Raw genomic sequence first — 11468 nt, forward strand, 5'->3', positions numbered from 1 at the left:
CATCTCGGATCACCTCCGGGAATCCCCCGGCTGCGTGCCGTGGGGAGGATGTCAATTCAGGTGGGTTGTACGAACCAGGAGAAACAATCATGTCGCGATACGTTTGGTACTTCGCTTATGGATCGAATATGGACTCGACGCGGATGAAAGACAGGATTGACGGGTGGGAGGCCCGCGTCCCTGGGGTCCTGCGGGGCTGGAAGCTCGTCTTCAACAAGGTCGCCTCCAAAAACCCGCAGGAAGGGTTCGCGAACATTGTTCCCGCTGAAGGTGACGTCGTGGAAGGTTGCCTCTACCTGGTTTCGGCCGAGGCCCTGGATACGCTTGACGTATGCGAGGCCGCTCCCGATCACTACGAGCGCCGCGAGGTGGCCGTGGAGCGTCGAGACACAGGCGAGGTGGTCACCGCAACAGCGTATGTGGCCCAACCAGACAAGGTTAAAGAGGGACTGCAGCCTGCTCGCCGGTACTTGGATCATCTGTTGGCCGGGGGCGACTGCCTGAGCGAGGAGTACGTCCGGCGCCTGCGGGCCACGGAAACGCTGGACTGAAACGCTGGACTGAACGGAAACGCTGGGTTGCCTACCGATGACATCAAACTCAACAAATGGGCCAAATAGCGCGGTATCACCTCTATGCGGTATCCCTTAAGACGATTACGGAGGCGAAAGAAGCGAAGGCCATGAATGAGTCCAACCCTACGGCCGTCAACGTCTTCGTCTACGGGACGCTGATTCCCGGAGAGCCGAATTACCGGATCGCCGCGCCGTACGTCCGGAAGACCCGCCCGGGCGCGCTCCGCGGGCACTTGTACGACGTGGGGGCTTTCCCTGCGCTCGTCCTCGACCCGGGCGGCGCCTCATCCGAGGCGTGTGGTTCACCCTCGATCCTGCCGGGCTGAAGCCCCTGGATCAACTCGAGGGGTTTTTCGCCCCCGAGGATCCGCGGAACTTTTATGAGCGAGTCTGGGTCCGAGATGAGCTTTCTGGAGATGTCGAGGGATATGTTTATGTTTTCCGTTCCGCTCAGGCTCAGGGGCTCCGGCCCGTCCCCGATGCGTATGACTTTTGGCCGGATTGGGCTCGGTCGCCGGAAAAGAAGGCGATTTGAAGATTTGAAGCTGATGAGTGCCGCCGCTTCAACCGGATGACAACGCGATTCTCACCGCCGCGTTTGAGGCGATGACCGACGCGGTCTGTGGAGGCGAATCCGTGGGCGCAGTCATCCGTTACTACCGCTTTAAAGGAGGGTCAAGTCCCGTCAAGTGGTGTAAAATCACCGTTTGTGTCAAGAGTGTGACAGCATTGTCTTTGTCCCTGCCTGGAAGTGTATCGCCCGTTGTCGCTCCGTCAAGGGACGCTGCGCTTGACCTGTTGGTCACCCTTGACCTCGCTCCTTCCGGGCGAGTATCGGCAGCTAGGGGACAAAGCCAAGATTTGCGTGTGGCATACACGCACCCCCTTCAGGCTTAGAGACTTACTTCTGTAACACGGATGCGGACGCGAGCAAGGCCTGATCCGGCTTCAGTTTCGCCATCGATTCGAGGCTGAAATAACGGCGGGACACCATCCACTCCTCATGTTGTTCCTGCAGGATGGATCCCATCAGTCGCAGCACGGATTCCCGATTCGGGAAGATCCCGACGACGTCCATCCGCCGTCTCATCTCACGGCCCCGCCGCTCCAGCGGGTTGGTGGAGCAGATCTGCCGCCAGTGCTCGCCAGGCAGTGCCATGAAGGCCAATACGTCCTCCTCCGCCGCCTCCAGGATCTGCATGGCCTTCGGGAACTTGCCCCGCAGTTCCTCCACCACCCGGCGCCGCTGTCCTCGGGCCGCCTCCTGGGTGGGCTGGGCAAAGATGGTCCGGATGATCGCCGCCACCATCGGCTGCTGTTTCTTCGGCACTTGGCTCAGGACGTTGCGGCGGGTATTCACTTTGCACCGCTGCCACGCAGCACCTGTCAGCACTTCTGAAATTGCCTGCCGCAGGCCAAGGTGGGCATCACTGATGACCAGCCTGACTCCCCGAAGTCCACGCTCTTTCAGCCCTCTGAGAAACTCGGTCCAGAATGCCCTGTCCTCACTGGTCCCAATGTCAAACCCCAACACCTCACGCTCCCCGGTGTCCGTGACCCCGATGGCGATCACAAAGGCCATGCGCTGGACCCGCCCACCTTCCCGCACCTTGGGGAAGGTGGCATCCAGCCAGACATACGGATATTCCCGTTCTAGCGGCCGCCCTTTGAACTGTTGGATCTCCTCATCCAGTTGCTTACACAAACGAGAGACTTCACTTTTGCTGATGCCGTCCAGCCCAAGCGCCCGAACCACATCGTCCACCTTCCGGGTGCTGACCCCATTGACATAGGCCTCCTGAACCACGGCGGCCAGGGTCTGTTCCGCCCGGCGGCGTGGCTCCAGAATCGACGGGAAAAAGCTTCCCTGACGAAGTTTGGGGATCTTCAGGTCGAGGGTCCCAAGACGAGTATTCCACTCCCGTTTACGGTAGCCATTGCGTTGCGTCTTGCGCTCCTCCGTGCGCTCGTAAGGGTTCGCGCCGACCTTTTGCGTGGCCTCGGCATCGATCAAAGATTGGGCGAACATCTGCACCAGTTCACGCAAGAAATCGATCTGTTCCTCACCCTGGATCTTGCGAATCCACTCAAGAACTGCGAAACTGTTAAGAGAAGCCATCGTTGCGTGACCTCCTACTGGTTTGGTGTCCACACTCTAGTAGACACGCACGGTGGCTTCCTCGTCAATTGTGGAGGGCCAAATTTACACCACTACTTGAGACTCTAACTAGGTTCATCTTTATTTCCCCGTTCTGAGTAAGTACACAGTTGTTGCGAACCACAAAATCGTTGCCAACATTATTTGCGGATCTCGAATGATTTCTTGAGCTGGATCCAATCCACGGTGATCTTTGTGCAAAGCGTACAAATATCTGAAAATGCCATAGACCACGAATGGCACTGTAAAAACGAGATTGTCCGTCTTATGAGTCTGGATTGTTGCCGGGCTTAACGTATATAAGCCATAGCACAAAATCGCGCACGTAGATGTTATGACGATCATCTTGTCCAAGAGGACAGGTTGGTATTGAGCTAGCACCTTCCTATAGTCCCTCTTCGCATAAACTGATGCGTAAATCTCCGCGCGACGTTTAGCGAAGCCCAGAAACAAAGCCAACATAAATCCGCACAACAACAGCCACTTGGAAGATTCAATACCGATGCCTATCGTCCCGGCAAGGATACGCAACATGAAACCAGAAGCAATCAGAAAAACATCAAGGATCACGACATCCTTCAACTTCCAAGAGTATCCGATGTTCACCAACACATAAGATACGAGGATGACAAAGACGGTGATGGACACCAACCGTCCTAAACCTAGCCCCAAAAACCACAAGAGGAGAAAAAGGAGGGTAGCTGGCCGGACCCCTATTTCGTTGGCAGCAATCGGCCTTTTCCTCTTCTCCGGATGTTTTGCATCTTGTGCCTTATCAAACAGGTCGTTGCAAACGTAGACTCCGCTCGCCACGAGCGAGAACGCTAAAGTGGCCATTAGAGAGTTCTTAACCGCAGACGGTTGAGTCCAAAGGTTAGCAAATGTCACTCCGATCAGAACGAAAGCGTTCTTAACCCACTGTTCTGGGCGAAGAACCCTCCATATGCTCCATATAAATGAAAGCGTGACCCTCGACTTCATCTCGACAAGTTCAATTGCTTCAACCGGGGATTTCTTTACTTAACATCAGCGCGTAAGTCCAAATAAAGTCGACATATCCGATCGGAACCTATGGCGAGGATCGAGCTGATCCTTGCTCTCTATCCACTGAGGGAGTTCAGCATACATCTCTTTTAAAAGTTCCTTCCTCACGATCGGATTCTTTGCCAGGTAAATGCGTCCTTGAGATTCTACGACGATCCGATCGAATTCATGAACTAACTCTTCAATGCCCTCGTCAGCAGGAAGATCCAAAGCCAAAGTGTATCCGGGAATGGGAAAAGACAATAAGCCATCTCCTTTAGCACCGAGGCGCTTCAAAACGCAAAGGAAACAAGGGATTCGACTGCGACTGAGCGCTTGTATTATTTTCTTTATACCACGTTCAGCCTGCGCTGTAGGGAAAACGCATTGATATTGTGAAAATCCTTTTCGACCATACAGCACGTTCCAGTTCGTTACAGCGTCAAGCGGATAGAAGAACTCGTCAATTCTGGAAAAGAAGTTTTGCTCTTTCCGACCTTTCATCAGGTAGTAACAAAGGTTGAAAGCCCTCATCGACCACCTATTGAGAACCCACTTAGGCACGAAGTCTGGCAACGTGTACTCTTTTCGGGGCTCGTAGATCGGCCTTTCCAATGAGCCGATCCCGATCTCCTCACGAGTAGCGTGATGTCCACTAACGAAAACGCCTCTCCCCAGTTCTTTTTTATTCGCCAGGCAATCTATCCAAGCAACCGTGTACTCGTCATCTAGGTAATGTTCATCAAACACGCCCAAGGAGTCATCCAAATCTTTGGTTCTCCGACACCGAACGCTAATCAACGATGTCTCTATGGGGATCAACTGTAGGGTCGCGTTGAGGATCAACCCTGTCAATCCCATTCCCCCGATTGTCGCTCGATATACCTCACTATTCTCTTCGGGAGATAGACGCAAAATTTCACCATCCACAGTCAAAAGTTCTAACTCCCTCACATATTTCCCAAAGGCTCCGGCTCGATGATGGTTCTTCCCGTGCACGTCAGCGGCAACACACCCTCCAACCGAAGCTCGTTTGGTTCCCGGAGTCACAGCCAAGAACCAGCCTCGCGGAACAATGAACGCAAGCACATCCGAGAGCAGAGCACCAGCTTCAATCTTCAAAGTTCCCCTTTCATCGTTGAAAGATTTGACTCGTCTGAGTTTGCACGTTTCGATCACTAAACCATCCGCTAGCACCGATGCATCGTTATAACTCCGTCCGCCACCTCGGGCGATCCTACACCAATCGTTTGGAATTTTTACCTGACTGACCTCAGACGGGGCGTGGGTGCTAGCATTAACTTTCCGCGTTCGCCCCCAACCGTATATTGTCTTCTTTTCCACTCGCATCGCTGATTTTCCAACCGCCGAGAATCATTTCATGCTTACACCGTGAGCGAAAATTAATCGAGCTTTTCCAGCTTGAACCATTCTAGGGATATGCCGAGCATGCGCTCATCGTCGCTTATATGTAGCTCCTTCGGCGAACACGCATCTGGCAACAAAAACGTTATGATGTTCACCTCTTCTAGTTCCTGCAAGTTTATGCGATACTCTCGCACCGTATTACCGCTTAGCATGAGAGTCCCCATATACTGTCCATTTCTGAAGATCCAAACTCGTTGCTGCTTTAGAGGGTCACCAAACAAAAACGGGCGAACGCTAAACACCATTAGCCACTTGCCCCTATCGCCCTCTTCGACAGAAAACTTCAAGGATGCCCTTCGGCCATTCGTCCAGCGATCTCCTGCCTCCGAATCGCTCCAGCCGCAAAGCAAATATTTGTCTGACTCTCGTTTGCGCAAGTCCACAATGCTCCCCTTCTTTAATTTTACGGCACCCATATTCGTGCGAGATTTCACGTTCGCTGTTTGAGCAGTGACATCCGAGTCGGCACAAGGGGAAACGAAACGTTCTATCTTGGCCCACTGAACGGCAACTCCCAGAAGACGAGGATCATCGCTAATTCCGAAGGATATAGGCGATGCCGCATCCGGAAGATCAAACGTCAACCTATTTTCTCGTCTAAGAGCATTTTGGGGGATAAGAAAAACATGCTCCTTTGGGGAAGGATCTGAAAGTTCCAGTGAGCCTAGTGACATGCCGTTTAAAGAAACGTTTACCCTTTGCAGCTTCAGCTTCCCCGAAACCAAAAATGGGGCCATCCTAACGGTAAGCAAGAGATCAGCATCATGAGGATGATCGGAAGCGAAAATTAACGCCGCCTGTTTTCCATCGGTCCAGCGCTGCGTTTCTTCCGGGTCGCTCCACCCATACCAAAGATAATCGTCGGCCTGCCTGGTATAAAACTCAATGCAATCAACGATCGGCCGCACATGAGTTGGCGGGGGAGGGGTGACCAGCCCAGCCAGAAACTGCGCATCTTTCCAATCCCAGTAACGTTCAGGTGATTCTTTGCGCCAACCGTTCCAAGACCAAGTGCTCACCGACAGTGCCCCCCTTCCGTTGATGAAAATACTGACAAGTAACAGGAAGATCCCCCAAAAAATAGAAGTCATCCCTAGGCACACGGGAACTGAAACATCTACTGCTGCTTTAAGGCCGAGTACCGCGAGCAGCGTAAACCAAGGAACGACATCGGTCATGAAACGAGCGCCATACCCGTACCCTCCCCACCAGTGAGGGAAACCGGAGATGATCACGAGGTGTGTCAAGATAATGATGATAGCTAGGCAGGCTAGTCTTTGGGGGAACAAGAATCTCCAGAACACCAAAGTCAAATAAAAAACAAAAATGGTCACAGGAACGTACACGAGCAAGCCGCGAGAGGGGCTTATGAGGTTGCCCCATAGCGCTGTCTTGAAGTTGGTAAAATTTAGTCTGCTTGCAAGGTAATAATTCGGCAAAGGTTGTCCGAAGTGATAAAACGAAAAGACGACAAAAGTCATCAGCCAAATACCAAGGGTGATGAAATAAGGCGCAGCCAAGCGACGCCAAAAGATGAGAAGGTAAATGCTGATGCATATAATCTGTGAAGCTATAGTCGGACGCGTAAAATACCCCCAAGCTAAAAGGCTCGCTAGAATCGAGGGGCTTACTTGCTTACCAAACTCTAGAGCCACAAGCATCCACAATCCGAGGCCAACTAGAAGTATTGCCCACGTATGCGACCACAAACCGCGTGAGGCTGTGCTCCATAGTTGCGTTCCCAGTGCGACGCTGAGAGCCACAAAAACGCTCCAGCATAAGGAAAGCGACAACCGCGCCGTCAGGAAGAAGACCACAGTCAGCGCAGCCATGAGGATAGCCGCGAGGCTTTTTTCTATGAGAATTTCTCCCTTTTGATTGTATGTCCCATCTGGATTCGCAGCTGAAATACCGAAAGTTTTTGCAATTGCGACGTAGGGGACCGAAAGAAAAGAGCTTCCGGGCGGAAAGTAGTAGTAGAGATGACCACCGACCGACTCGAGCTGATAAGCCTTATCGCTCGACCCCCTTTCTGCGTTAGCAGACCTATCGTTAGGTTGCAAGGAGTATCTGTCTAGCTTAAAACTGCCGTATTCTAACAAACTCAAACTAACTAAAGCAGAGTAGTTGGAATCCGTCACTTGGTAAACAGGTGAGTAAAAATAGACGCTGAAGACAATGACGAACAAAAAGAACGCGATGATAAATTGAAGCCTCTGTTCTTCCTGCTGGAGTTCACCCCGTTTTTCGCACATTAAGTTCAGCCAGTGTAGCATGTTGAAGTTCATAAGCCCCCGGTGTCTTGTAACCGGGGTAGGAGTGGCACCTCAGACGGTTGTAGAACGGATCAAGATACTCAAGAATGCATCTGCGTACCTGCTCCTTGGTCAGAAACGGCTTCCAGAACAGATGCCCCTTCTTGAACGTCGCAAAGGACGATTCGGCTGGTGCATTGTCAGAGCAATTGCCCGTTGAGCTCATGCTCTGTCGGATCCCATGCTTGCCCAAGATCGAACGAACAACCTCCGAAGCATATTGCTTGCCTCAGTCGGAATGAAAGATCAGTTGGGGCTCGATCTGTCGATTTCCCGACCCTATCTGCAAGCCCCCCACGACCGCCTCCACCCGCGGGTGGTCGAAGACACTGTTTCCGCTGACTTGGCGAGACCACAGGTCCTTGACCGTTGTTACGTACAATCATCCTTCAAGCGTCCAGGCGCAAGTAATGTCCGACACCCAGACGTTTTTTAAATCTCACGATCCTTCTAGGGTTGCTTCAACTCCCGTCGCGGCCTCCGGATCCCTTCCTCCTGCGCTGTTAGCTTCCCTTTCCGGCAAAGGCGGCCTTCCCCTGCTCTAATAACTTTCGTTTCCAATGAGACAGCCCATTCGCATCAATCCCCAGCTCCCAAACTGCCTCTTTGACCTTGTGTCCCCCTTTCGTCACCCAACTCACAGCATCAATCTTGAACTACCTATCTTAGAATTTCTGTTTTCCTTCCATGCCAGGTCTCCTTCTCTTGGTGAAGGATACTGGCTTTTCTCTGTGTCTACAAAAACGGAGTAAGGTTCATGCATTTATGCATTTCCAAAAAGATGCTTATTGAAGTTAGTAAAATCGCGAGGTTGGTGTCAAGAACAACCGCACTTTGTTGTAAAGTCATGGCGAGCGTGGTTACTGCGAATTCCACAAGCGACGCGGGTGTTAGTTAACTGAGGCGTGGTCATAAATGTATGCCGCCCGCAGTAAGGCTTTGATGCCGACACAGATCCCTTGTAAAAATTTCGCTCGCAAGCCTTTATCAACGTAACCAAGACACCTCTACAAACGAGCTAACCAATCGATGCTCGCTCGCGGCCAAAGAATGGTTTATACTCTTTTACAAGTTATCCTTACAGATCTCAGCGCTTGGATTAGGTATGAGAGTCGCCATCTTCCTCCCAGTTCAAGAAAGCGCCTTACCGTGGATGGTACACCACTCATTCGTTCTGGCCGACCTTTTGTCGCCGCACGCTGACATAGCTCTTTATTTGGCGGCGATGCCGTTGCCTAGCTTCCTCTCATCGCTTGAAAGAATAAGGATTTCGAACTACATCCATTATCCTAGCTCTCTTTCGGAGCTGAAAGACTACAATATAATATTGTATCAGCTGTACGCTTCAGATGCTTCAGCATTTTGTTCCTCCGAGAATATAGCTGATGTCTTGGAAGGCACCCCTTATGCTGTGATCCTTCACGGGTCTGCGGGAACTTATAAGCTCTTTCAAAAGAGAGGCAAAGACTACGATGTAAACCACTGGTCGGCGCACAAATATTTGCGCGCCGCCAAGTCTATTTTTGTCTACTCGACCGGGATTAAAAACCTAATAGAGAAAGATTTACCTTCCGTACCGATTGTAAAAATAAACCATCCTGTTCCATCGAAAGCATCCGCATCTTCTCTAACCTGTGATTTAGGAGCAATTCGCCTGAACTTGGTGGATCCACCCAGCAAAATAGGAGAAGATTTATATCATGCCGTTGACGAATTGTGTCGGAACCACAACATACTCTGTCGGCTCATCCTTCCACGATCAGAGGGATTAAACCGAACAAATTGGGAGACTTATGACAAAGTTTATTACGAAACACCTCAAGAAATAGCCTATTTGGTCTACGAAAACGATGTATCGTTGCTTCTGAGCGCAGAAAATTATGGAGAGGTAGCTGATCCTTCGTGCTATCTTATGGCTGCTGCGAACGCTGTTATCGGCTTCGAGAACGAATGGCGATCTGAGCTACCGGACGATTCTATCATAAAGATAGAAAGCGCCGAAGCAGCTTCAACGGTGGTCGGTAAATTTCTAGAGCTGCTGCTGTACAATTCTTTCCTAATAACGCGTTTAGGCCAAAATGCCGCGCGGCACATCAGAGCCAGTCACAATCCCAGCTCAACAGTAAATGCGCTGCTGACGCATTTAGCGCGTATAACGTATGCTAGCGGTAGAGCATCTCGCCGATTTCCTAAGGTAAAAGGAATTGACTACAAGGAGGGAGCCAGAAGGTACCTTGAAAAACTTGATCCTAACACCCGTTACTACCTGTTCACGAAACCTTTTGGCAACTTAGCTAATAAAAATCGCGAGAATTCGACAAACGTGATTGACGCAGAAACGCGAAGGTACTTCTGCGATTTCGCCAACCTTGTCGATGTGCTGAACCTGCCTGCGGGGAAGAAGGTGCTTGATGTGGGGTGCGGCTCGGGCTGGCTCTGCGAATTTCTAGCGCGCTTAGGTTATGACGTGCTCGGAATAGACATTAACCGAGATCTGATAAGGATCGCTCGCGCCAGAATAGAAAGCATTCCATATGGATCAGATCTTTACAACGGGCTCAAGTGTCGATTTCTTGTTCATGACATCGAAACATCCTTTCTTCCAGAAAAGTTCGACGCGGCTATTTGCTATGACTCGTTTCATCACTTTGAGAACGAGCGTGCCGTACTGAAACACATTCGAGAGATGTTAGCCCCAAACGGTTTGCTCTTTATCCTAGAGGGCGCATGTCCACCGCTTCGATCCGAAGAGGCAGAAGAGCTGAAATCCACTATGCTGGAACATCGCTCGCTTGAATCCCCTTTCAATCGTGCTTATTTGCAATCTCTGCTTATCGAGAACGGATTTGCCGTAATCGGAGACTTCGTAAGCATAAACGGAATGTTTGAACGTCAAGCGTTAGAACAAGGGTTTTTCCCGCCCTACTCTCCGGAGGTCAACTATTTGCTTTGCAAGAAGATCGAAAATGCCAAAATTCTGCTCAACCGCAATCTGCGCGCGTACATTAGGCTGTTAAGCGATTGGACAGGTCGCTTTGAACCGAATGCGGTCTTTCGGTTTCAAATAGAAGTTGAAAATGCCGGCGACTGTCTGTGGATCTCAAACAGAACTCCGACGAAAGGGATGGTCAGAATCGGAATAAGGATAGTCGCTGACACAGGGGAAATATACTCAGAAATACATGGCGAACCGCCTCTCCCGCGATCAATGGCTCCTGGAGAGAAGACGGTCCTTTCTATCCAAGGTCGCGCACCGAGGGAAACAGGGAAGTACTTAATCAAGGTCGACATGTTGGCGCAAGATACTTGCTGGTTTGCGCAATGTGGATCCTCGCCATTGCTCCTACCGCTAGAGGTAATCTAAGGGACCTTTAATAGAAAACCATGTGGCCGATGATACTTACCGACGTTTTGTTGTTACATATTTGGACAGGGCTTTCAACTTCGGTGCATATGCAGCGCTACGAGTCTGAAGTAGCGACCGATCATCCTTTCCTCTGATGACCGCAATCGCGCCTGAAAAAAGGGCATTGACAGAAAGCACCACGTGCTTTAGATTATCCTAGAAGAAGGCGCACGCCCCGCGCCAGAACGAGTGCGTAGCCTCACCGACACCGATGCACGACTGTTAGAATGTGTAGGAGAAAAGGATAATGCAAAGACTCTCAATCTTGCTCGTTTTGATTCTTTTCGGTACATTGAGCGCATTGGCTCAGAGTCAACCCGCTCCGACGCTTCGGATTGTCACAGATAATCCTACACTTCCTTCAGAGTTATACTATGGCAATTCTAGGGTAGTACCGGTCAGAATGAGGCCGGGGACCAACAAACCGATAACCATTGATGATGCCGATTTCTTCGTCTATCAACACTACATCGACTTTCTCAGCCGCATGCCCGACCCGAATGGACAAAGCTACTGGACTGGGCAAATCACGATGTGCGGCGGGGACGTGCGATGCGTGCACA

Annotated in this window: 10 protein-coding genes and 1 pseudogene; 5 read left to right on the plus strand and 6 right to left on the minus strand. The window is 51.0% G+C overall.

All coding sequences use genetic code 11. The features are described 5' to 3' along the window. Positions 1-89 precede the first annotated feature (89 nt). The 3 genes and pseudogenes from C4334_RS14635 to C4334_RS14645 all read left to right on the plus strand — a co-directional run. Positions 90-551 carry a gamma-glutamylcyclotransferase family protein gene (locus tag C4334_RS14635; RefSeq protein WP_352432830.1) on the plus strand — a complete coding sequence of 154 codons (462 nt, stop codon included), beginning with the start codon at positions 90-92 and terminating at the stop codon, positions 549-551. 131 nt (positions 552-682) lie between these two features. Beyond that, a complete protein-coding gene (locus C4334_RS14640; RefSeq protein ID WP_352432831.1) occupies positions 683-901 on the plus strand; it encodes a gamma-glutamylcyclotransferase family protein in 219 nt (72 codons plus the stop codon). Then, positions 853-1110 (plus strand): annotated as a pseudogene (locus tag C4334_RS14645) (gamma-glutamylcyclotransferase); the annotation flags it as partial. The gene C4334_RS14640 and the pseudogene C4334_RS14645, both read left to right, overlap by 49 nt. Before the next feature lie 366 nt (positions 1111-1476). On the opposite strand, the gene C4334_RS14650 reads toward C4334_RS14645, so the two are convergent. From C4334_RS14650 to C4334_RS14675, 6 genes are all read right to left on the minus strand, one after another. Continuing rightward, on the minus strand, positions 1477-2694 hold the full coding sequence (locus C4334_RS14650; protein ID WP_352432832.1) for an IS256 family transposase: 1218 nt from the start codon (positions 2692-2694) through the stop codon (positions 1477-1479). A gap of 120 nt (positions 2695-2814) precedes the next feature. Then, positions 2815-3714 (minus strand): decaprenyl-phosphate phosphoribosyltransferase, encoded by a 900-nt coding sequence (locus C4334_RS14655; protein WP_352432833.1) that lies wholly within the window; start codon positions 3712-3714, stop codon positions 2815-2817. Between the two features lie 45 nt (positions 3715-3759). Further along, positions 3760-5106 carry an FAD-binding protein gene (locus C4334_RS14660; RefSeq protein ID WP_352432834.1) on the minus strand — a complete coding sequence of 449 codons (1347 nt, stop codon included), beginning with the start codon at positions 5104-5106 and terminating at the stop codon, positions 3760-3762. Positions 5107-5159: 53 nt separating this feature from the next. Further along, on the minus strand, positions 5160-7472 hold the full coding sequence (locus C4334_RS14665) for a hypothetical protein (protein ID WP_352432835.1): 2313 nt from the start codon (positions 7470-7472) through the stop codon (positions 5160-5162). After that, complete coding sequence (locus C4334_RS14670; RefSeq protein ID WP_352432836.1) at positions 7420-7692, minus strand: integrase core domain-containing protein; 273 nt, start codon at positions 7690-7692, stop codon at positions 7420-7422. Before C4334_RS14670 ends, C4334_RS14665 begins: the two co-directional genes overlap by 53 nt. Before the next feature lie 310 nt (positions 7693-8002). Then, positions 8003-8149 carry a hypothetical protein gene (locus tag C4334_RS14675; RefSeq protein WP_352432838.1) on the minus strand — a complete coding sequence of 49 codons (147 nt, stop codon included), beginning with the start codon at positions 8147-8149 and terminating at the stop codon, positions 8003-8005. Positions 8150-8604: 455 nt separating this feature from the next. Between C4334_RS14675 and C4334_RS14680 the strand changes: the two genes are divergently transcribed. Next, positions 8605-10863: a class I SAM-dependent methyltransferase gene (locus tag C4334_RS14680; RefSeq protein ID WP_352432837.1), complete on the plus strand. Its 2259-nt coding sequence runs from the start codon at positions 8605-8607 to the stop codon at positions 10861-10863. Between the two features lie 445 nt (positions 10864-11308). Then, positions 11309-11468, plus strand: a 160-nt coding sequence (locus C4334_RS14685) for a DUF4214 domain-containing protein (protein WP_352432839.1), incomplete at its 3' end; no start/stop codon positions are given.

Origin of the sequence: Pyrinomonas sp., from assembly GCF_040289685.1 — a bacterium.
In the GTDB taxonomy this organism is placed as follows: domain Bacteria; phylum Acidobacteriota; class Blastocatellia; order Pyrinomonadales; family Pyrinomonadaceae; genus Pyrinomonas.